Source organism: Campylobacter sp. RKI_CA19_01128, from assembly GCF_025771175.1.
Lineage (GTDB): Bacteria > Campylobacterota > Campylobacteria > Campylobacterales > Campylobacteraceae > Campylobacter_D.
In genome coordinates this window covers 32499-53818 of the sequence record NZ_JAKMPU010000002.1, presented here as the reverse complement: position 1 = coordinate 53818, position 21320 = coordinate 32499, and the positions used below count along the sequence as shown (strand labels likewise).

Annotated in this window: 23 protein-coding genes; 12 read left to right on the top strand and 11 right to left on the bottom strand. The window is 30.4% G+C overall.

Going from position 1 to position 21320, the window contains the following annotated elements; all coding sequences use genetic code 11:
- Positions 1-57: 57 nt before the first annotated feature.
- The 6 genes from alaS to L8U98_RS01900 all read left to right on the top strand — a co-directional run bounded on the left by alaS (position 58) and on the right by L8U98_RS01900 (position 8589).
- Positions 58-2595, top strand: a complete 2538-nt coding sequence (gene alaS, locus L8U98_RS01925; protein WP_263724768.1) for an alanine--tRNA ligase — start codon at positions 58-60, stop codon at positions 2593-2595.
- Positions 2595-3137 carry a septum formation inhibitor Maf gene (maf, locus tag L8U98_RS01920; RefSeq protein ID WP_263663083.1) on the top strand — a complete coding sequence of 181 codons (543 nt, stop codon included), beginning with the start codon at positions 2595-2597 and terminating at the stop codon, positions 3135-3137. The genes alaS and maf overlap by 1 nt, the downstream gene beginning before the upstream one ends.
- A complete protein-coding gene (locus tag L8U98_RS01915) occupies positions 3137-5068 on the top strand; it encodes a PBP1A family penicillin-binding protein (RefSeq protein ID WP_263724876.1) in 1932 nt (643 codons plus the stop codon). The genes maf and L8U98_RS01915 overlap by 1 nt, the downstream gene beginning before the upstream one ends.
- An 81-nt stretch (positions 5069-5149) precedes the next feature.
- Entirely contained in the window at positions 5150-6043 is an 894-nt protein-coding gene (gene msrP / locus L8U98_RS01910; protein ID WP_257396805.1) for a protein-methionine-sulfoxide reductase catalytic subunit MsrP, read from the top strand.
- Positions 6043-6603 carry a sulfite oxidase heme-binding subunit YedZ gene (locus L8U98_RS01905; protein WP_263724767.1) on the top strand — a complete coding sequence of 187 codons (561 nt, stop codon included), beginning with the start codon at positions 6043-6045 and terminating at the stop codon, positions 6601-6603. The genes msrP and L8U98_RS01905 overlap by 1 nt, the downstream gene beginning before the upstream one ends.
- 90 nt (positions 6604-6693) lie before the next feature.
- Positions 6694-8589, top strand: a complete 1896-nt coding sequence (locus tag L8U98_RS01900) for an NAD(P)/FAD-dependent oxidoreductase (protein WP_263663081.1) — start codon at positions 6694-6696, stop codon at positions 8587-8589.
- 30 nt (positions 8590-8619) lie between these two features.
- On the opposite strand, the gene L8U98_RS01895 is transcribed toward L8U98_RS01900, so the two are convergent.
- From L8U98_RS01895 to L8U98_RS01875, 5 genes are all read right to left on the bottom strand, one after another.
- Positions 8620-9144, bottom strand: a complete 525-nt coding sequence (locus L8U98_RS01895; RefSeq protein ID WP_263724766.1) for a DUF2165 family protein — start codon at positions 9142-9144, stop codon at positions 8620-8622.
- A gap of 66 nt (positions 9145-9210) precedes the next feature.
- Complete coding sequence (locus L8U98_RS01890; protein ID WP_263724765.1) at positions 9211-11331, bottom strand: heavy metal translocating P-type ATPase; 2121 nt, start codon at positions 11329-11331, stop codon at positions 9211-9213.
- Entirely contained in the window at positions 11321-11512 is a 192-nt protein-coding gene (locus tag L8U98_RS01885) for a cation transporter (RefSeq protein WP_263707309.1), read from the bottom strand. Before L8U98_RS01885 ends, L8U98_RS01890 begins: the two co-directional genes overlap by 11 nt.
- A gap of 14 nt (positions 11513-11526) precedes the next feature.
- Positions 11527-11835: a DMT family transporter gene (locus L8U98_RS01880; protein WP_263707320.1), complete on the bottom strand. Its 309-nt coding sequence runs from the start codon at positions 11833-11835 to the stop codon at positions 11527-11529.
- 2 nt (positions 11836-11837) lie between these two features.
- On the bottom strand, positions 11838-12179 hold the full coding sequence (locus tag L8U98_RS01875; RefSeq protein WP_263707311.1) for a DMT family transporter: 342 nt from the start codon (positions 12177-12179) through the stop codon (positions 11838-11840).
- A gap of 150 nt (positions 12180-12329) precedes the next feature.
- Here L8U98_RS01875 and L8U98_RS01870 point away from each other — a divergent pair, with 150 nt between their 5' ends.
- From L8U98_RS01870 to L8U98_RS01845, 6 genes are all read left to right on the top strand, one after another.
- The gene (locus L8U98_RS01870; protein ID WP_214098152.1) at positions 12330-13037 is read left to right on the top strand and encodes a YebC/PmpR family DNA-binding transcriptional regulator; all 708 of its coding nucleotides are present in this window, start codon (positions 12330-12332) and stop codon (positions 13035-13037) included.
- A gap of 10 nt (positions 13038-13047) precedes the next feature.
- Entirely contained in the window at positions 13048-13530 is a 483-nt protein-coding gene (locus L8U98_RS01865) for a peptidylprolyl isomerase (protein WP_263663075.1), read from the top strand.
- 47 nt (positions 13531-13577) lie between these two features.
- Entirely contained in the window at positions 13578-14006 is a 429-nt protein-coding gene (locus tag L8U98_RS01860) for a trehalose-6-phosphate synthase (RefSeq protein WP_263724764.1), read from the top strand.
- A 49-nt stretch (positions 14007-14055) separates the two neighbouring features.
- A complete protein-coding gene (locus tag L8U98_RS01855) occupies positions 14056-14661 on the top strand; it encodes a DedA family protein (RefSeq protein ID WP_263678813.1) in 606 nt (201 codons plus the stop codon).
- A 150-nt stretch (positions 14662-14811) separates the two neighbouring features.
- Positions 14812-15588 carry a threonine/serine exporter family protein gene (locus tag L8U98_RS01850; protein ID WP_263724763.1) on the top strand — a complete coding sequence of 259 codons (777 nt, stop codon included), beginning with the start codon at positions 14812-14814 and terminating at the stop codon, positions 15586-15588.
- On the top strand, positions 15585-16103 hold the full coding sequence (locus L8U98_RS01845; protein WP_263724762.1) for a threonine/serine exporter family protein: 519 nt from the start codon (positions 15585-15587) through the stop codon (positions 16101-16103). Before L8U98_RS01850 ends, L8U98_RS01845 begins: the two co-directional genes overlap by 4 nt.
- On the opposite strand, the gene argS is transcribed toward L8U98_RS01845, so the two are convergent.
- The 6 genes from argS to L8U98_RS01815 are packed head-to-tail and all read right to left on the bottom strand — an operon-like array spanning position 16100 to position 21320.
- A complete protein-coding gene (argS, locus tag L8U98_RS01840; RefSeq protein ID WP_263724761.1) occupies positions 16100-17695 on the bottom strand; it encodes an arginine--tRNA ligase in 1596 nt (531 codons plus the stop codon). The genes L8U98_RS01845 and argS overlap by 4 nt on opposite strands.
- 9 nt (positions 17696-17704) lie before the next feature.
- Complete coding sequence (locus L8U98_RS01835; RefSeq protein ID WP_039618758.1) at positions 17705-17944, bottom strand: twin-arginine translocase TatA/TatE family subunit; 240 nt, start codon at positions 17942-17944, stop codon at positions 17705-17707.
- Between the two features lies 1 nt (position 17945).
- Complete coding sequence (gene gmk / locus L8U98_RS01830) at positions 17946-18560, bottom strand: guanylate kinase (protein ID WP_263663070.1); 615 nt, start codon at positions 18558-18560, stop codon at positions 17946-17948.
- Positions 18557-19867 (bottom strand): hypothetical protein, encoded by a 1311-nt coding sequence (locus L8U98_RS01825; RefSeq protein ID WP_263724760.1) that lies wholly within the window; start codon positions 19865-19867, stop codon positions 18557-18559. The genes gmk and L8U98_RS01825 overlap by 4 nt, the downstream gene beginning before the upstream one ends.
- Before the next feature lie 60 nt (positions 19868-19927).
- Positions 19928-20698 (bottom strand): flagellar biosynthetic protein FliR, encoded by a 771-nt coding sequence (gene fliR, locus L8U98_RS01820; protein WP_263664301.1) that lies wholly within the window; start codon positions 20696-20698, stop codon positions 19928-19930.
- Complete coding sequence (locus L8U98_RS01815) at positions 20685-21320, bottom strand: ABC transporter ATP-binding protein (RefSeq protein WP_263664302.1); 636 nt, start codon at positions 21318-21320, stop codon at positions 20685-20687. Before L8U98_RS01815 ends, fliR begins: the two co-directional genes overlap by 14 nt.

Below are 21320 nucleotides of genomic sequence, written 5' to 3'. Positions count from 1 at the left end.
ACTTAATTTAAAGTATTTTTGGTATTATTTTAAGCAAAAAACTAGCTAGGAAAATCTATGGATATAAGAAAAGAATATTTAGAATTTTTTAAGTCAAAAGGACACGAAATCACTCCTTCAAGCCCTTTAGTTCCTGATGATGCGACTTTACTTTTTACTAATGCAGGTATGGTGCCTTTTAAAAGTATATTTACTGGAGAAGTACCACGCCCTAATCCTCCGCGTAAAACAAGCTGTCAAACTTGTATAAGAGCTGGTGGAAAACATAATGACTTAGACAATGTAGGCTACACAGCAAGACATCATACTTTCTTTGAAATGCTTGGAAATTTTAGTTTTGGGGATTATTTTAAAGAACAAGCTATTGCTTATGCTTGGGAATTTGTAACTGAAGTTTTAAAACTACCTAAAGAAAGATTATATGTAACTGTACATGAAAGCGATGATGAAGCATATGAGCTTTGGCAAAAACATATAGAAAAAGAAAGAATTTATAAATTTGGCGATAAAGATAATTTCTGGCAAATGGGCGATACTGGACCATGCGGGCCTTGTAGTGAAATTTTTTATGATCAAGGTGCTGAGCATTTTAATTCTAGTGAAGATTATATGGGTGGTGATGGAGATAGGTTCTTAGAAATTTGGAACCTCGTTTTCATGCAGTATGAAAGAAGTGCTGATGGCACACTTACTCCATTGCCAAAACCAAGCATTGATACAGGTATGGGACTTGAAAGAGTTAGTGCTATAAAAGAAGGAAAATTTAGCAATTTTGATAGTTCTTTGTTTATGCCTATTATTGAGAGTATTGCAAAACTTTGCGGTAAAACTTATACCTATGAAAGTGGAGCTAGCTATAGAGTAATCGCTGATCATATTAGATCAAGTGTATTTTTACTTGCTCAAGGAGTTGGCTTTGATAAAGAAGGTAGAGGTTATGTTTTAAGAAGAATTATGCGCCGTGCCTTAAGACATGGATATTTATTAGGTCTTAAAAGAGCTTTTATGTATGAGCTTGTAGATGTAGTGTGTGAGTTAATGGGTGGACATTATACTTACTTAAATGAAAAAAAAGAATTTATCAAAGAGCAGATTAAACTAGAAGAAGAAAGATTTTTAAGCACTATCGAAAATGGTATTGAAATTTTCAATGAAGAACTTAAAAAAACTAAAGATATTTTTAGTGGTGAAGTAGCTTTTAAACTTTATGATACTTATGGTTTTCCGCTTGATTTAACCCAAGATATGCTAAGAGAAAAAAATCTTAGTGTAGATGAGGCTAAATTTAATGAGCTTATGCAAGAACAAAAAGATAGAGCCAAAGCTTCTTGGAAAGGAAGTGGAGATAAAGCAGTTAGCGGAGACTTTAAAGTTTTATTAGAAAAATTTGGCAAAAATACTTTTAGTGGTTATGAAAACTATGAAGAAAAAACTAAAATCATGGCTATTTTGGATGAGAATTTTAAAATCATAACCGAAGCTAAGGCAGGAGATATAGCATGGTTAATGCTTGAAAAAACTCCATTTTATGCAACAAGTGGAGGGCAAAGCGCTGATATAGGTTTTATCAATGAAAATGAGGTTTTAGATACACAAAAATTCTTTGATATTAATCTTAGTCAAGTGAAATTAAAACAAAATCTTAAAACAAATGATGAAGTGTTAGCTTGCATAGATACTAAAAAAAGAGAACAAATCGCAAGACATCATAGTGCGACACATTTACTACACCATGCTTTAAGAGAAATTCTTGGCTCACACATTAGTCAAGCAGGTTCTTTGGTAGAGCATAATAAATTAAGATTTGATTTTACTCATCCAAAAGCCCTAAACAAAGAAGAATTAAAGCAAATAGAAGCTTTGGTAAATACTTACATCATGCAAGCAAATGAAGCTAAAATTGAAATTTTGGCTTTAGATGAAGCTAAAAAAAGTGGTGCCATAGCTTTATTTAGTGAAAAATATCAAGAAAAAGTAAGAGTTTTAACCCTAGGAGCTAGTAAAGAGCTTTGCGGTGGCACCCATGTGAAAAATAGCTCTGAAATAGGAAGTTTTTACATCATCAAAGAAAGCGGAGTTAGTGCTGGAGTTAGAAGGATAGAAGCAGTGGTAAGCAAAGCTGCACTTGATTATGTTAATGAAAATTTAAAAGAACTAAACCAAGCTAAAGAAGAGTTAAAAACTCATGATATTTTAAGCTATGTGGCAAAATTAAAAAATGAAATAGCTAGTTTAAAAAATGAATTAAAAAATTCAAACAAAGCAGAATTAAACTCTAAAGAACTAAATGGCATTCAATATTGCGTGCAAAAAATAGATAATGGTGATATAAAAACCATGATAGATGAGTTTAAAAATAAATTTAACAAAGCTGTGATTTTACTTTTACAAGAAAAAGAAGGTAAGATTATCATAGCAGCAGGTGTTAAAGACACTTCGTTAAAAGCTGGTGTTTTGGTAAAAGAAATTGCGCAAATACTTGGTGGAAACGGTGGTGGTAGAGATGATTTTGCAACAGCTGGCGGTAAAGATACAAGCAAAATAAAACAAGCGCTTGATCATGCTAAGAAAATCATAGAAGAAAGTCTTGCTTAATGCTTTATCTAGCTTCAAGTTCGCCTTCACGCGTTGCTTTATTAAAAGAAGCAAATATCGCTTTTGAACAAATTATTATCGATTATGATGAGAGCTTGGTAAAAAAAGATAATCCAAGCTCTTATGTGCAAAAAATTGTTTTAGAAAAAGAAAGGCAGTTTTTTGCAAAATATCCTGATTTAAAAAATGTTTTATTTGCTGATAGCATAGTTTGTGCTCAAAATATCATTCTTACTAAAGCTAAAAGCGATAATGAGGCTTTTAATATGCTCAATTTGCAAAGTGGCAAAAGCATTAGCGTTTTAAGCGCGATGATTTTAGTTTTAGAAGATAAAAAGATTTTTAATCTTAGCAAGTGTGATTTGATTTTGGATAAATTTGATCTAAAAGATATGCAAGAATACGTTGAGTCAAAACTTTATCAAGGCAAAGCCGGAGCTGTGATGTGCGAGGGATTTCATAAAAAATACATTAAAAAAATCATAGGCCATCAAAGTACAGCACTAGGGCTTAATATAGAACTTTTGAAAGCATTTTTATGATAAAAATTTTAAAAATATTTCTTTCTTTTTGTGTAGTGTGTGCGGTTGGAATTTTTATATTTATTGCTTATTTGTTTTCTGATTCTGATTTAAATCAATACACCTTTAAAGATTACAAACCACCTCTTACAACACAAATTTTTGATAAAAATGGAAAATTAGTTGCAAATGTTTTCGAGCAACACCGCTTTTATGCCCCTTATGAAGAACTTCCACCAAGACTTATAGAAGCTTTGGTGGCCATTGAAGATACTAGCTTTTTTGAACATGGTGGGGTTAATATAGATGCGATTTTTAGAGCAGCTATTAAAATCATAAGAAGCGGTGGAAAAACCATGGAAGGAGCTTCCACTCTTACACAACAATTCATAAAAAACACAGAATTAACCCCAGAGCGTACTTTAAGTAGAAAGCTAAAAGAAGCTTTACTTGCATACAAAATAGAAAGTACTTTAACTAAAGAGCAAATTTTAGAAAGATATTTAAATTTCATATTCTTTGGACATGGATATTATGGAGTAAAAACTGCTGCGCTTGGGTATTTTAGAAAAAATTTAGATGAGCTTAGTTTGAAAGAAATTGCCATTTTAGTAGGTATGCCAAAGGCTCCAAGCACTTATGATCCTACTAGACATTTAGATCTTTCTTTAGCTAGAGCAAATAGCGTAGTACAAAGAATGTATAATCTTGGTTGGATTTCTAAAGAAGAGTATGAAAATGCCTTAAAAGAAATTCCAAAGGTATATGATGATACTTTAACACAAAATGCAGCTCCTTATGTTACTCAAGAAGTTTTAAAACAACTAAGCGGAATTAAAGACTTAAAAAGTGGCGGTTATAAAATAGAGCTTGCTATAGATCTTGATGTGCAAAATATTGCAAGAGAAGCTTTAAAATTTGGCTATGATGAAATAGTTAAAAGAGACAAAGATGCAAATTTAAGCACACTTAATGGAGCTATGATAGTAGCAAATCACCAAAATGGAGATATATTAGCCTTAGTAGGTGGAGTAAATTATACAAAAAGTAATTTCAACCGCGCTACTCAAAGTTTAAGACAGCCTGGAAGTTCTTTTAAACCTTTTTTATACCAAATTGCTATTGACATGGGTTATTCTCCTATGAGCAAGGTTGCTGATATTTCAAGAATTTTTGAAAGTACCAAAGAAGATGAGAAAGACTGGAAACCTAAAAATTACGGTGGAAAATTTCTAGGGCTTATAAGCTTAAAAGAAGCATTAACTGGATCAAGAAACCTAGCTACCATAAATTTAGCTCTTGCCCTAGGACTTGATGTGATCCATGATAAACTTCAATTTATGGGCTTTGAGAATATACCGGTTGATTTATCTATAGTTTTGGGTAGCTTTGGAATTTCTATTTATAACTATGCTAAACTTTATACAGTATTTGGAAACTATGGCGTGCAAAAAGATTTAATACTCATTAAAAGAGTAATTGATAAAAATGGCAAAATAGTAGTAGAATTTAATTCAGGAGAAAGAAAAATCAGCGAACCCGAACAAGCCTTTTTAGTCAATGATATGATGCAAAATGTTGTTAAAAAAGGCACTGGACGCAATGCTAGAGTAGAAGGGATTGAAATAGCTGGAAAAACAGGTACTTCAAATAAAAGCATAGATGCGTGGTTTTGTGGCTTGACTCCTGAAATAGAAGCTATCATTTGGTATGGAAATGATGATAATAAACCTATGAAACAAATCGAAGGTGGCGCAAGAACCGCTGCTCCGGTTTTTAAAGAATTTTTAACAAAATACTTAGAACTTTATCCTGATAGTGCTAGAAAATTTATCATTCCAAAAGGAGTTTATCAAGGAATTTATGAAAAGCAAAGAGAGTATTATACCAATACCTCTCCATTTCCAAAAAACAACCCTGCTCTATCTGAAAACAGTGAGATAATTTTTTAAAAATATTTTTTTATATAATAAAAATTATCCTTTTATTTTCCTTTATATGTTTTAATATCACAAAACTTATAAAGGAAAATTATGAATATCACAAACGAACAATTATATAAAAAAAGACGCCATTTTTTAAAACTAGGTGCTGGAGCTTTAGTTAGTTCAGCCTTAGTTCAATCTGAATTGATGGCATTAAATTTCTTTCCTGATCCTAATAATGAAAAATTAAAACTTAGCGATGAAAAAATTGCGACTAATTATGTAAATTTTTATGAATTTTCTACTGATAAAAAAAGAGCCGTAGAGCTTGCGAAAAATTTTAACACAAACGGCTGGAAAATAGAAGTTAGCGGAGAAGTTGAAGAGCCTTTGACTTTAACCATGCAAGATTTATTAGCCTTTCCTTTAGAAGAGAGAATTTATAGATTTCGTTGTGTTGAAACTTGGTCTATGGTAGTGCCTTGGGTTGGTTTTGAATTGCGTGCTTTAATAGAAAAATGCAAAGTCAAAAGTGAGGCTAAATTTATAAAATTTACCACTCTTTTTGATAAAAATCAATTTGCCGATCAAGCTTCATTTTTCCCAACTCTTGACTATCCTTATGTAGAGGGTTTAAGATTAGATGAGGCTATGCATCCACTAACGCTTATGGCTGTGGGTATGTACAAAAAGCCTTTATTAGGACAAAACGGAGCACCGATTCGTCTTGTAGTTCCATGGAAGTATGGCTTTAAAAGTATAAAATCTATTGTAAAAATAGAATTTACCAAAGAACAACCTAAAACCACATGGGAGCTAGCAAACCCTAGAGAATATGGATTTTATGCCAATGTTAATCCAAATGTTTCTCATCCAAGATGGTCTCAAGCAAACGAACGTCCTTTGGGAGATTTTTTCACTAAGCCTACACAAATGTTTAATGGCTATGAAAAAGAAGTAGCACATTTGTATAAAGATATGGATTTAAAGGTTAATTTTTAATGAGCAAAAAAGTTTATAATATCGGTGGATTTTTAGCCTTTGCTTTAAGTATTGTTTTTAGCATCTATCAAATCATGCAAGAATTTGATATTGTAAAATCTGTATATTTTTATAGTGGTATATTTGGCTTAATCTTTTTTGGATTGAGCCTGTTTTTTTCACTTTTAAAGTATAAACACACAAAAGATTACCCTAAATTTTTAGGTTTTTATGCATTTTTTTGGACTTTGATTCACTTTTTTAATTATTTTGCTTTTGGAAAAAATTTAGATTTAATACTTTTTTTCAAAGATACTTTTAGTAAAAATTTAGAATTTAGTGGTTTTGTAAGCTTTTTTATACTCACATTTATGTTTATAAGCTCATTTAAGTTTTTTAAAAAAATGAGTAAAATAAGAAAACTTGGATATTTTTGCTTTTTGCTAGTAGCTTGGCATTATTTTTTATCTGCAAAAATACCACAAATTCCACATTTTTTAGCTTTAAGTCTAGCCTTGATTTTTCTACTTATTAAACTATATAAAAATTATAAAAAGAGAAAAAAAGTAACTTTTTTATAAAAATTTGTATTCAAATGAAACACTTTTAAGAGTAAATATATAAATATATTCTTAAAATAAGACTTGATATATCTTATTTTAAGGACGATCATGCAAAGAAGAGATTTTTTAAACGGAATGGCTTTAACTATACTTGCAGGAATGACTCCTTTGCAAGTATTATATGGTAAAGAAGCCAAAATCGAAGATTTTACCAAAGAATACTATCCTCCAAAATGGCTTGGACTAAGGGGTAGCAATAATGCAAGTTATGAATTTGCACATATGCTAAGAGATGGTGAAAAATTTGACTTTAGCGCTATCAAACCTAAACAAGAATATGATTTGGTTGTAGTTGGAGCTGGAATTAGTGGTTTAGCAGCTGCCTGTTTTTATCAAAACAAATTTGGAAAAGATAAAAAAATTCTTATCCTTGATAATCATGATGATTTTGGTGGACATGCTAGAAGAAATGAAATAGATTTAGAAGATGGTACTATTTTAAGTTATGGTGGTAGCGAAACATTTCAATCACCAAAGGCGTTATATTCTAAAGAAGTAGTAGATTTATTATCATCTTTGGGTGTGGATATTGATGAGCTTGCTAAACGTTTTGATGTAAATTTTTATCCTGATTTAAATCTTAGCAGGGGTGTGTATTTTTCTAAGGCTGAATTTGGAGTAGATAAGGTCGTAAGTGGCAACCCTAGAAAAGTAATTTGTGATGATATTCCTGAGGGAAGACATAATGGCAGAAGTGTTGAAGCTTTTATAGGTGATTTTCCTCTTAATGAAAAAGATAAAAAAGATTTAATTGCTTTATTTAAAAGCGAAAAAGACTATTTAAAAGGCTTGACAAAAGAGCAAAGAGATGAGTATGTAGCAAAAACAAGCTATAAAAAATTCTTAGAAGAAAAAGTTAAGCTTTCACCACAAGCTGTAAAATTCTTTGAAGGTATGACAGATGACTTTTTGGCTTTGGGTATTGATGCTGTTTCTTGTGAAGATGCTAGAGCTTCATTTTTACCTGGTTTTGACAAGCTTGGTCTTGATCCAATCGAAGGAGAAGCATTAGCTGAAATGGAAGAACCATACATCCACCACTGCGCTGATGGTAATGCTACTGTTGCTAGATTAATGGTTAGAAGATTAATTCCTGATGTATCTAAAAAAGGTAAAGATATGGATGAAGTTACTCTAGCTCATTTTGATTATTCTAAACTTGATCTTGCTAAAAACAAAGTGCGTTTAAGATTAAACAGCACTGTTATCAATGTAGAAAACACAAAAGATGGAGCTTTAGTAACTTATGTTAATAAAGGCAAAAATTATAGAGTAAAAGCTAAAAAAGTTGTAATGGCAAATTATAATAGTATGATTCCATACATAGTACCAAGCATGCCACAAGATCAAAAAGATGCTTTAAGTAAAAACGTAAAAACCTCTCTTTTACACACAAATGTTATTATAAGCAACTGGGAACCATTTATAAAACTTGGAGTACATGAAATTTATTCACCAAAAATGCCTTATGCTAGAACCAAGCTTGATTATCCTGTGGATATGGGAGGATACCATCACCCAAGAGATCCTAAAAAGCCTATTTGTGTTCATATGGTATGCTCGCCTTTAGTATTTGCTTCTATGCAAGGAATCGACCTTGAAGGAATGGATGCAAGAGATAGAGCTAGAGTGGGTAGAAATTTATTATTCACTATGAGTTTTGAAGAACATGAAAAAATCGTTCGCGATCAACTTCAAGGCATGTTAGGCTCGGCTGGATTTGACCATGAAAGAGACATTAAGGCTATAGTTGTAAATCGTTGGGGGCATTGTTATTCATATACAGAAAACAGTCTGTTTGATGATAGTGAAGAAGCGCAAAAAACTATAGAACTTGCAAGAAAACCTTTTGGTAATATCGTTATAGCAAATTCAGATGCTGATTGGGATGCTTATATGCACGCAGCAATTGATCAAGCATATCGTGCTGTTAATGAACTATAAAATCAAACTCCTTTTTAGGAGTTTGATGAATCAATCATCGTTTTTGATGCTAATATAAATTAAAGCTAAAAGCATATAAGTTACTAATCTGGTAGCATCAGGTAAGCCATTCCAAGTTTTACTCATCCACATACCAAACCATTCTGCAGCTACTACTTGAAAGCCAAAAAACCAAAGTAAACAACAACAAGTTAAAGCAATGATTCCAAATTTTTTAGCTTCATGGAAAGTTTTTGCATCTGAATTTCTTGCGTTAAACATATCCAAGACGCCTTTTAAAGCAGTTAACATAATAAAAGCTTCAAAACAAATAATAAAAATATAGGCAATATGATGGATAGTAGAATTTGTAATAGCTCTATAAACAATAGCATTACCTAAATAATCAGGTTTGGTATCCATGCTCATAACATGTTTTACAAATTGAAAATTTGAATTGTAATCAGTTACATTACCAAAAACAACAATAGCCGCTAAAGAGGCAACTGTAAGCAAGATAATCATTTTAGAATATCTTACTATATTCATCATAGAAAAACCGCAGTTGCAATTCATTCTAGTACTCCTTTTTGTTAAATTTATATTAATATATTATAGAAAATATTAAATAAACTTAAATACCTAACGTAATCTTAAAGAATTTAGTACAACTGTTACTGAACTAAAACACATTGCTAAAGCTGCCAAATGCGGACTAAGACTTATAAATGGCACAAAACCTGCTGCAATAGGAATACACAAAGCATTGTAAATAAAAGCCCAAAAAAGATTAAGTTTGATGATATTTTTAGTTCTTTGAGAAAGCTCAAAACAATAAGCTATTAAAGATAAATCATCTTTTATTAAAATCAAATCTCCACTTTTTTTAGCAAGCTCACTTGCTTTGGAAAAACTTATGCTTGCACTAGCTAAATTTAAAGCAGGAGCATCATTGATACCATCTCCTATAAAAAGCACTTTTTCTTTTTTAATTTTTTCTTTTATAAAATCAAGCTTTTGCTCGGGTTTTAAGTCAAAATAATATTCATCAATATTAAGCTCATTTGCTATTTTGGCAACACTTTTTTCATTATCACCACTTAAAATAATGCTTTTTATATCTTTTTGTTTTAAATTTGCTATCAAATCCTTAGCTTCGTTTTTAAGTTCATTTTTCAAGCAAACCCCACCAAGACAAATATTATTTTTTGCAAAATACAAACATATAGGTGCTTGATCTTCAAATTCTTGCAAAAATTGCTTGCTTTTTTGTATATCAACACTATTTTCAAGCATTAATTTTTCATTGCCTATTAAATACACATCATCATTTTCCTCATAAAGCAAACCACTACCCACTAAAACACTTAATTTTCCTTGCAAATTTAAATTTACATTCAATTCTTTAGTAAAAGCCTTTGCGATTGGATGTGAGCTTAAATTTTCAATTTGGGTGAGTTTTTGAAAATCTTCTTGAGTTAGATTATGCTTATAAACACTTAAGTCATCTTGACTTAAAGTACCTGTTTTATCAAAAATAGCAAGTTTTATACTAGCTAAATTCTCTAGCACTGCTGGATTTTTCACTAAGATAAAATTTCTTGCTCCATTTGCTAAAGCGCTAACTATGGCTATAGGGGTTGCTAAGCCCAAAGCACAAGGACAAGAGATTAAAAGCGTAGCACAAGCATGTAAAAACGCTGCATTAATTCCTTCTTTGAAATACCAAAAAGCAAACACAAAAAGTGATAAAATTATAATACAAGCTACAAAATAAGCTGAAATCTTATTAGCTAAATTTGCTAAAGGTGTTTTGACACTACCTGCTTTAAAAACAAGATCTTTGATTTGTTCTAATGAACTTTCAATCGCCTTTTTATTAGCTTTAATCTTTAAACTTCCATTAATCAACACAGTTCCTGCTAAAATCTCATCATCTTGCTTTTTTAAAAGTGGTAAAAACTCTCCTGTTAAAAAACTCACATCAACCTCAGCTTCACCTGCTATAATCACCCCATCAGCAACAACGCTTTCGCCCTCTTTTACTAAAATCACATCATTTTCTTTTACAAAAGCACTGGGTATGCTTTTTATACTTCCATCTTCTAAGATTATATTAGCTTTTTTAATATCTATGTTTTTTAATTTATTTTGATATTCTAAGGATTTAAATTTGGCCTTTTCTTCTAAGTATTTACCTAATAAAACAAAGCTTATAATCATCGCTCCGCCACTAAAATACAAATAACCATCTTTGCTAAATATTTCAAAATACACAAAAAAAGAATATACAAAAGAAGTAAAGGCACCTAAGGATATCAAAGTGTTCATATCTAAATTTTTATGCCTTAATCCTTTAAGAGCGTGGATAAAAAAACCTTTTCCACAATAAAAAATCGCTATCATAGATAAAAACATTTGAATTAAAGCGGAAACATTTCCTTGGACAAACATTTCAAAATACATCACAATAGAGCTTAAAATTATACTCATGATAAGCTTTGTTTTCATATTTTTAAGCTCTTTGAGTTTAAACTCGTATAAATTTTGCTCTTCTTGTAATATCTCAAAACCCAAAGCTTTGATTTTTTCTTTGATTTTTACTTCCAAGGATAAATCTTTAAGCAAAAACACTCCACTAGAGTTGACATAAGAAACACTTACATCTTCGACTCCATCAATTTTTGCACAAACTTTTTCTATAGCATTAGAGCAATTAACACAAGTCATATTACCTATTTTTAATTTTAACTCATGCTTCATCTATCTCAAAACCTAAATCTTGCAATTGTTTTTTGAACTCTTCAACTTGCTCTGCTTTTAAATCAATCTCTATGCTTTTTGTTTCAACATTTATTTGCATAGTACCAAATTCATCTTCTAGTGAAGCCTTGATTAAATTGACACAACTTTGGCAATTAATATTTTTAGTTTTTACAATCACTTATTATCCTTATTTTAAGAATTTAAAAGCACAACTGCGATCAAAACCACAACAATACCAACTAAGCCAATTTTATTTAATTTTTCCTTATAAAAAACCCAACCACCAAGACAAGTTCCTATAATCCCAATAGCACCCCAAGTAGAATATGCAATACTTAATGGAACATATTCCAAACTAAAAGAAAGCATAAAAAAAGCTAAAATTGCACAAAAAATCGCCCCAAATCCCCATTTTTTATGTTTAAAACTTTCAGATTTTTTTAATAGCAAATTTGCCACTATGTCAAGAACGGCTGACAAAACGATCACTGCTAAATACAATTTCATTCTTCTTTTACCTCGCCCAAATTAATCATCGCAATTCCAATTATCGATAAAATAATTCCTAAAATTTGCAAACTAGTTAGTCTTTCTTCAAACAGCACAAAAGAAACCAAAAGAATTAGTATCATCCCCAAAAGCTCCCATATTGCATAAGCAATACCAATTTGAATTTTTTTAACCGCAAGCCCCATAAGAAAATAAGAAAAAGCGATAAATAAGGCCATAAAAAAATAGCCAAAAAGTTTATTCTCTATTTTTAAAAAGCTTGTTCCTATAACTTCAAACACAATAGCACCAATTAAAAAAAACCATGCAATTAAAACTTCTTTTTTTGCACTCATATTTTTCCTTATGTTTTTGATTTTTATTGTCGTGAGATAAAATAATGTTTTATAATATTTATTCATTATATCTAAGTAATTCTTAAAATCAAATTTAGATTTTTTAGTTTATACTTTTAGCTTTAAAACAATATAAGAAAGAGAGAATTTATGGGAAGAGCGTTTGAATATCGCAGAGCCTCTAAAGAAGCAAGATGGGATAAAATGAGCAAACTTTTTCCAAAACTTGCAAAGGCTATACAAGTAGCAGCAAAAGAAGGCGGAGCTGATCCTGATATGAATCCAAAGCTTCGTAGTGCCATAGCTACTGCAAAAGCTAATAATATGCCAAAAGACAATATCGATGCAGCTATTAAAAGAGCAAGTGGAAAAGATAGCGCTGATATTAAAAATATCCACTATGAAGGAAAAGCAGCACATGGAGCTTTAATCATTGTTGAGTGTATGAGTGATAATCCTACACGCACAGTAGCAAATGTAAAAGCGATTTTTAGCAAAAATGGTGGAGAAATTTTACAAAATGGCTCTTTAACTTTTATGTTTTCACATAAAGCTGTTTTTCATCTTGAAAAATATGATGGAGATTTAGAAGAACTTGAGCTTGAACTCATTGATGCAGGACTTGAAGAGCTTGAGCAAAATGAAGAGGAATTACTAATTATAGGTGATTACACTGCCTTTGGCGAGCTTAGCAATGCCATAGAAAAAAAAGGTTTAGTGCTTAAAAAAGCAGGACTTGAGTATCTTGCTAACAATCCTGTAAATTTTAGCGAAGAACAACTTCTTGATATTGAAAAATTGCTTGATAAATTAGAAGATGATGATGATGTGCAAGCAGTTTATACTAATATAGAATAGGATCAAAAAAATGCTTAAAAAAATCGACACAAAAAATGCAAAAAAATACAATTTTGCTATCATTAGCACCGAAAAAGGTGATATGAAATTAGAATTATTTCCCGATGAAGCACCGCAAACTGTGTGTAATTTTGCTAATTTAGCTAATGATGGTTTTTATGATGAGCTTGTTTTTCACCGCGTGATTCCAAATTTCGTGATACAAGGTGGTTGTCCTTATGGTATAGGCTCAGGTGGCCCTGGCTATGAGATAGAATGTGAATGTGACGATCAAAAACACAAGCACTTAAGAGGTAGCTTATCTATGGCTCACGCTGGTAGAGATACAGGCGGATCGCAATTTTTCATTTGTCACAGCCCACAGCCTCATTTAGACGGAGTGCATACTATCTTTGGGCAAATTAACCCTGAAGATAAAGAAAGTTTGGAAGTACTAGATAGCATTAGAGCAGGAGATAAAATCAAAACTATCCAAATTTTAGAAAAACTTTAATTTTACATCTCCTTAAAATTGTGCTATGATTTTTAAGGAGATTAATTATGCATTTTATTTTTATTTGTATTCATCTTATTTGCGCTGTATTTTTTATAGCCTATGTATTTTTTGATGTATGTGTTTATCACTTTGCTTATCAACACGCAAACAAAGAAGATTGTGATAAAATCAAAAAAGCCTATACTAAATCAAGTATTTTTATTTTTGCTGGTATTTTCATCTTACTTTTACTAAGTGGATTTTATCTTTTGAGCTTTTATGAAATTAACTCTTTTTGGGATTTTTTTGCGAGTAATTTTGGCATATTTTTATTTATCAAGCTTTTGCTGCTAATAACAATGCTAGCTTTGACTTTTTATTCTTTATTTTTTATAAAAGTTTTAAAAAGAAAAGATCCTTTAAAATCTCACTTGATTGCATTGATTTTATGTATTTTAATAATCATTTGCGCAAAAGCCATGCTATATTTTTAAAACATTAAAACTAAGCTTATATCATTAGCTTAAAAAATAAAGGTTATTTATGCTTGGTGATATTATAGATTTTTTACTCACTCTTGCAAAAGATTGGGGTTATTGGGGGATTATTTTTCTTATGTTTGTAGAAAGTTCCTTTTTTCCTTTTCCCAGTGAAGTAGTGATGATACCTGCTGGATATTTAGCCCATCAAAACGAACTTAACTTTTGGCTATGTCTGCTTTGTGGGACTTTTGGAGCTCTTTTAGGAGCTTTACTTAATTATTATTTATGTTATTTTTTAGGACGGGAAGTTCTTTTGAAAATATGCAAATATTTTGGAGTTAATGAAGCAAAATTTGCTCAATTTGAAGCCTTTTTTAACAAACATGGTGAGATATCAACCTTTAGTGGTAGATTAATCCCTGGTTTGCGTCAGTATATTTCTTTACCCGCAGGATTAGCAAGAATGAATTTGAAAAAGTTTATATTTTATACTAGTTTAGGGGCTGGAATTTGGTGTTTGATTTTGCTTATATTAGGCTATGTTTTAGGTAAAAATGAAGATTTAATCAAAGAATATTTGCATTTTGTTATTGTAGCTTGTATTATTTTTGCTACTATGATTGTAGCTATTTATATCTATATCCAAAAAAGGAAAAAGATATCTTAAAATTTCAATTTTAAATACCTAGTTTCATTAGCTAGGTATTTTATTATTTCCTTTAATTTAATATATATTTTCTAAAAACATTTAAATTTATATGATTTTATATTTGATTTTTGATAAAATCTTATAAAAATTATTTCAAAGAAAAATGTTATGCAAAAGCCATCTATTCAAAATTTAACAGATTTTTTAATCGAATACATTAGTGTTTTTCTAAGTGCTGGAACCTACACAGCAAGAGTGGCAAAGTGCGTTGGAAGGATAGCTAATGCATATGGTTATGAGATTAACATGAATTTTTTCTTTCATCATACCACACTAAATATTTTTGATAAAGATGATAATTCCATACAAAGAACCTATATCATACCTAATAAACACAATCACATTAATTTTAAATTTATTTTAGAGCTCAGTGCATTAAGCTGGCAAATTCATGATCATAAATACAACCTAGAAGAAGCTAAATTTTCTCTTTTAAAACTCAAACAAAGCACAAGAAATCCTTTTTTAGCGAATTTATTTTTAGTTTCAGTGGCAAACTCAGCATTTTGCAAGCTATTTGGAGGAGATTTTTATGGTTGCTTGTTTGTATTTTTAGCTACTTTAGTAGGTTTTAGCTTAAGAGTTTTACTCACTAGAATAAAAATTGATTTAAGAATTCAATACATTATTTGTTCTTTTTTATCTTCTTTTATTGTATTTTTTGGAGTGGATTTAAAACTCGTGCAAGAAGCTAATGTTGCTTTGGGTTCTAGTATATTATATTTAATTCCTGGAGTTTATTTTATAAACTCCGTTATAGACATTTTAAAAGATCATATACTTATGGGACTTAGTCGTATTATAAGCGTAGCGATATTAGTATGTTGTATTGCCATTGGAATTTACACTACTCTTGGTATTAATGATTTTGGGATTTTAAGATGATTGATTATTCTTCTATACTTTGGGATATGTTTTTTGCAGCTTTAACAGGTTTTGGTTTTGCTTATGTGTGTAATCCACCCTTTAAAACACTCATACTCTCAGCCATATTAGCCGCTATAGCTCATGGCATGCGCTTTACCTTGATGGGGTATTTTGACTTTCAAACCTTGGCTATTGCAACCTTTATAGCTTCTTTTAGCATAGGCTGTCTTGGTTTGTTTTTAGCTAAGATTTTTAAAACACCTGCTGAAATCATAGCTTTTCCCGCTCTCATTCCTATGATACCTGGAATTTATGCATATAAAGCTATATTGTATTTGATTTCTTTTATACGCTCAGAAGATATTAGCGAAAAGACTAATTTCTTGATTCAATTTTTCGATCATTTTTTTACAACACTTTCAGTAACACTGGCCTTAGCAGTAGGAGTAAGTGTGACTTTGCTTTTGTTTTTTGAGCAAAGCTTTATGATGACAAGAAGTATTAAAAAAAGTAAAAATCACGACCAAAATTAATCGTGATTCATTTTATTTTTTGCCTCTATTCCCATAAGTGCAAAAGCTGTTTTAATACTTAAAGCACATACGGCAAAAAGTTTTAAAAGCTCATCTTCATTATCTGAACCAACCACTTTATTTTCATTATAAAATTTATGAAATAAAGAAGCTAAATTTTTTAAATAATCAGGAATTTTTTGCAAGGCTCTTGACTCAAATGCGTCATTAAGCACTGCTTTTAAATTTAAACTTTCAAATAAAAGATTCATGCCATCTTCATTCAAACTCTCAAATTTAGCATGCATAACATCATCTACACTCTTACCTGCTTTAGCAAATACTTGATGAATTCTAGCATGAGCATAATTAATATAATACACAGGATTAGAGCTATCTTCTTTTTTAAACTCATCTACATCAAACTCTAAATGTGTATCACATTTTTTACTAATAAAAATATATCTTAACACATCACTGCCAAGCTCTTCTAAAACATCACCCATTAAGATGAAATTTCCTGCTCTTTTGCTCATTTTATAAGGCTCACCATTTTTTAATAATGAAACCATTTGCGCTAAGATAATTTCAAGATTTTGACTATCATGACCTAAAAATTCCATAGCAGCTTTCATTCTAGCTATATAACCATGATGATCAGCTCCCCATATATTAATACACTTATCATAACCGCGGCTCATTTTATCTTTATGATAAACTATATCAGCAGCTAGATAAGTTCCTTTTCCATCATCTTTAATAATCACACGATCTTTTTCATCGCCTTTAGCACTTGATGCAAGCCAGATTTTACCATCTTGTTCATAAGTACCGCCATGCTCTTTTAAAGCTTTTAAGGTATTTTCTAATTCATTATAATAACTCGTTTCGCTCACATAAGTATCAATAAATATCTTAGCATCGGCCAAATTTTGCTTGATAATTTTAAGCATTTTATCCTTAGCCCAAAGTGCTAATTGCGGAATGCTTTCTTCTACAAAGAAATCTTTTTCAAAATCAACAAAAGCTTCTTTTGCTACATCTACGATATATTCGCCTTTATAATACTCATCAGGATATTGAACTTGCTCTTTTAAACAATGCTCTTTTACTGCAAGTAATATAGAAAGACCTAAAAGATAAATTTGATTACCTGCATCATTGACATAATATTCTGTATCAAATTTATACCCTAAATGCCTAGCAACTCTAGTTAAAGTATCACCAAAAATAGCCCCTCTAGCATGTCCTATGTGTAAAGGTCCTGTCGGATTTGCACTCACATATTCAAGTAAAAAACTCTGCTCTTTTTTATCATCTTTTGCAAAATTTTCACTATCGCCCAAAGCTTGCGTAGCCAAAGAATTTAAAAAAGCTTTTGAAAGTTTAAAATTTACATAACCATTTAAAGCCTCTACACTTTCAAAACAATCACAATCTTTTAACTTAGCAACAATATCATTGGCAATTATCATAGGATTTTGCTTTAATTCTTTAGCCAAAGAAAAAGCCAAAGGCGTGGCAAAATGAGCTAGATTTTTATTCTTGGGATTTTCTAAGATAAAATCTCTTCCTAATTTTTCTTTAATTTCTTTATAAACTAAAGTTTTCAATGTATTGCCTTAAGCTTTTTTTACTTCTTCGTTATTTTCTTTTACAAGAACATCTTTTTCATTGATTTTTTCAATTTTTTGCGCATCTTCTTGAACAATTTTTTTATCATCTTCTGTATTCATTTCATCTTTAAAAGTTTTAATACCTTTTCCTAAGCCTTTAGCAAGCTCTGGAATTTTTTTTGCACCAAAAAGTAACACTACTATAAGTAATATAATCAACCATTGAGTTCCACTTGGCATATGCATTTTATTCTCCTTTATTCCATTGAATTTGAATTTGTTTTAAATCATGTTTTGTACTTTTTAATTTTGAAGCTTCAAAAACCGCTTCTAACTCCCTATAGCTTTTTTCAAGATCATCATTTATGATTAAAAAATCATATCGATCCAAATAAGCCATTTCATCACTAGCATTTTCCAATCTTTTGCTAATATCTTCTATTTTATCAGTATTTCGCTTAAGCAATCTTTTTTCAAGTTCTTTTTTATTTTTAGTTGTAATAAAAACAGAAGTAATATATTCAGGCATTTTTTCTTTAGCTATACAAAAACCTTGCACATCGATATCAAAAATGACACTTTTACCCTCTTGTAATGCTTTTTTTACAGGGATTAACGAAGTGCCATAATAATTTTTATGTACCAAAGCCCATTCTAAAAAATCACCTTTTTCTATACCTTGTTTAAATTCTTCTTCGCTAATAAAAAAATAATCTACTCCATTTTTTTCATTTTCTCTAGGAGCTCTTGTTGTACTTGAAATAGAAAAATAAATATTATCTTTTTCTTTAAAAAGCCTTTGAAGCAAGGTACTCTTACCTGCTCCACTTGGCCCTGAGATGATTAAAATTTGACCACTCAATGTTTATCCTCATCAAAGCTTATGTTAATGTTTATATTCATTTTCATGCCTTTTAAGGCTGCTTTTAAAGTATCATCAGTAATACTCGAAGTGATAGTTTGAGCTATGCTTTTACTAAGCTCATTTACCATTTCATCTTCTTGTAAATTCTCTGCTTTTTCTTCAGTGTTTACCTTGCTTACTTCTTTCTTTTCTACAATAGCTGGAGCAAGTTCTTCTCCTAAAGCTAACATAATATCATTTTCGTTTAAATTTGCAAATTCATCTTGCGTTTCATCTAAAACTTCACTCATATTTTCCTCTATATTTTCCTCATTCACATCGGCTTGTGGTTTCATTTGTAAATCTTCACCCTCACTTAAATCCTGCATATCAAAATCACTCATTAAATTCTCATCAATATCACCAAATTCTTCATCTAGTTCATCAATAGCAGCTAATTCTTCTTTTATTTTATCTTGAGTGCTTAACTCCTCTTCTGGTTGAAAATCATCTATACTTTCATCTTCAAAAACCTCTTCTACTAAAGGTTCATTTTCTTCTGCAACACTATCATCATCTTTTGCTTCACCAATAAATTGAGCATCTTCAGGTAAATCATCAAAACTCATCTCTTTTTCGCTCATTTCTTCAACCATAGGTAAATCATCAAGAGAATCAAATTCGGCGGGGTTTTCTTCTATATTTTCTTCTATATTTTCTTCTATATTTTCTTCTATATTTTCTTCATGTTGTTCATCTACTAATGTTAACTTATCATCTAATTCCTTGTCAATATCAGCTTCATTTGATAATTTAGATTTATCTTCAGCTTCTAATGAATTATCTAAATTTTCTTCAAAAAAATCTTCTTGCAGATTTAAATCATCTTCACTTAAACTTTCTTCATGCTCAGACAAATCAATACCAGCCAAAAGTTCATTTCCATCTAAAGGCATATCTTTATCAATTAAAACATCCTCATCAAAACTCAATTCATCTTCTTCTAAAGTACTATCCTTACTTTCACTTAAAGTTTTTTCATTACCCAAAAGTTCTATAAAATCAGTCGGTAAAAAAGGCTTATATAAACACTCTACGCCTTCTACTTGCTCTTGGTTTCTAGGCAATAAATAAATCAATCTATTGCATTTACTTTTCAATTCATCTAAATTAGCTTCAATATCATGATCTATGATGATAATATCATAAAAGTCTTCAAGTTCTTCAGCACTTGCAAGCTCTTCAAATTCATAACCTAGTTTTTGAACCCCCAAGCTAATTAATTTTGAAACAGCTACATTAGAATTTATCAGCACAACCTTCATCTGTCATCTCCCAAAGTTAAAGAAATGTATTATTTTAAAACATTTTTAATTATTTATTGCTTATATATTGAAAAACAATAACTCCATATGCTCAAAACTTTTTAACATTAAATTTTTAAAATACTGCATCATGATGAGTAAAATAGCAATAAGCACTGCAAAAGATAAAAATATCTTGATAGGATAACCCACCACCAAAAGATTAAATTGTGGCATAGTTTTCATAAGCATACCAAAAATAACATCTGATAATAAAGATATTGCTAAAATAGGAAAAGCCATAGAAAAACCGAGTACAAAGATATTTACCATAGCTTTATTCAAATAAAGCATTAAATTCTCATGCGGATAAAATCCACCCAAACTAATATAATCTAACGAACTAGATATAAAAAGCAATACCAAATGATGACCATCAAATGCTAAAAAAACCAACAATGCAAGCAAATTTAAAACTTGAGAAATTACTGGAGTATTAGCACCTGTAGCTGGATCTAAAATACTAGCCATAGAAAAACCCATGGTAAAAGAAATTTGCTCACCTGCCATTTGTAAAATAGCAAAAATCATTTGTAAAATTAAACCTGCAACCATCCCAAAAAGCACTTCACTTAAAAGATACAAAATAAAAAAAGAATCAGGTGTATTATTTTCAAGTTTTGCCAAAGGATATAAAAACATTGTTAAAAATAAAGCTAAAGTTGTTTTTACTACCAAAGGTATACTATTGTGAGAAAAAAAAGGGAAAAATACTATTAATCCACTCATTCTGGCAAATAAAAGCATGAAAATTACAACATTTTCATCGCCTAAATATTTAACAAATTCCATAATTACTTAAATGATAAATCCTATCACATTTTTTAGCAAGTTCTTGATCGTGAGTCACAAAAACTAAAGCTGCATTATTTTCTTTGACATAACTAATCAAAATATCTAACACATTTAAAGCATTTTTAAAATCTAAATTACCAGTAGCCTCATCAGCAAAAATGATTTTTGGTCTTTTACTTAAAACTCTAGCTATACTTACTCGTTGCTGCTGTCCACCACTTAATTTTGTGATCTTTTGATTCATTAAATCAACAATATCAAGTTTTTTTAATAACTCATAATCGATATTTTGCCTACTCAAAATACTTGCAAGCTCTATATTTTCAAAAGCTAAAAAACCTTTAAATAAATAGTGCATTTGAAAAATAATCCCAAAATCTTTTCTACGAATTTCTAATAAAGCTTCATCGTTTAAGGAATACAAATCCTGATTATTATAAAAAACTTTTCCTGATTGAGGTTTTAACAAGGTAGATAAAATATGCAAAAGAGTAGATTTGCCACACCCACTACTTCCACATATTGCAATACAATCTTTTGCATTTAAAGTAAAATTTAGATTTTCAAAAAGCGGAATATCAAAACTATGACTTAAATTTTCCGCTTTTAAAAGTTCCAT

Coding starts and splice junctions, on each gene's coding strand:
- L8U98_RS01855 (WP_263678813.1), top strand. CDS start 14,056: ATGCTTGGTGATATTATAGATTTTTTACTCACTCTTGCAAAAGATTGG.
- fliR (WP_263664301.1), bottom strand. CDS start 20,698: ATGGAATTTGTTAAATATTTAGGCGATGAAAATGTTGTAATTTTCATG.
- L8U98_RS01815 (WP_263664302.1), bottom strand. CDS start 21,320: ATGGAACTTTTAAAAGCGGAAAATTTAAGTCATAGTTTTGATATTCCG.
- L8U98_RS01865 (WP_263663075.1), top strand. CDS start 13,048: ATGCTTAAAAAAATCGACACAAAAAATGCAAAAAAATACAATTTTGCT.
- L8U98_RS01850 (WP_263724763.1), top strand. CDS start 14,812: ATGCAAAAGCCATCTATTCAAAATTTAACAGATTTTTTAATCGAATAC.
- L8U98_RS01900 (WP_263663081.1), top strand. CDS start 6,694: ATGCAAAGAAGAGATTTTTTAAACGGAATGGCTTTAACTATACTTGCA.
- alaS (WP_263724768.1), top strand. CDS start 58: ATGGATATAAGAAAAGAATATTTAGAATTTTTTAAGTCAAAAGGACAC.
- L8U98_RS01905 (WP_263724767.1), top strand. CDS start 6,043: ATGAGCAAAAAAGTTTATAATATCGGTGGATTTTTAGCCTTTGCTTTA.
- L8U98_RS01845 (WP_263724762.1), top strand. CDS start 15,585: ATGATTGATTATTCTTCTATACTTTGGGATATGTTTTTTGCAGCTTTA.
- msrP (WP_257396805.1), top strand. CDS start 5,150: ATGAATATCACAAACGAACAATTATATAAAAAAAGACGCCATTTTTTA.
- maf (WP_263663083.1), top strand. CDS start 2,595: ATGCTTTATCTAGCTTCAAGTTCGCCTTCACGCGTTGCTTTATTAAAA.
- L8U98_RS01825 (WP_263724760.1), bottom strand. CDS start 19,867: ATGAAGGTTGTGCTGATAAATTCTAATGTAGCTGTTTCAAAATTAATT.
- L8U98_RS01875 (WP_263707311.1), bottom strand. CDS start 12,179: ATGAGTGCAAAAAAAGAAGTTTTAATTGCATGGTTTTTTTTAATTGGT.
- L8U98_RS01890 (WP_263724765.1), bottom strand. CDS start 11,331: ATGAAGCATGAGTTAAAATTAAAAATAGGTAATATGACTTGTGTTAAT.
- L8U98_RS01835 (WP_039618758.1), bottom strand. CDS start 17,944: ATGCATATGCCAAGTGGAACTCAATGGTTGATTATATTACTTATAGTA.
- L8U98_RS01870 (WP_214098152.1), top strand. CDS start 12,330: ATGGGAAGAGCGTTTGAATATCGCAGAGCCTCTAAAGAAGCAAGATGG.
- L8U98_RS01895 (WP_263724766.1), bottom strand. CDS start 9,144: ATGAATTGCAACTGCGGTTTTTCTATGATGAATATAGTAAGATATTCT.
- L8U98_RS01860 (WP_263724764.1), top strand. CDS start 13,578: ATGCATTTTATTTTTATTTGTATTCATCTTATTTGCGCTGTATTTTTT.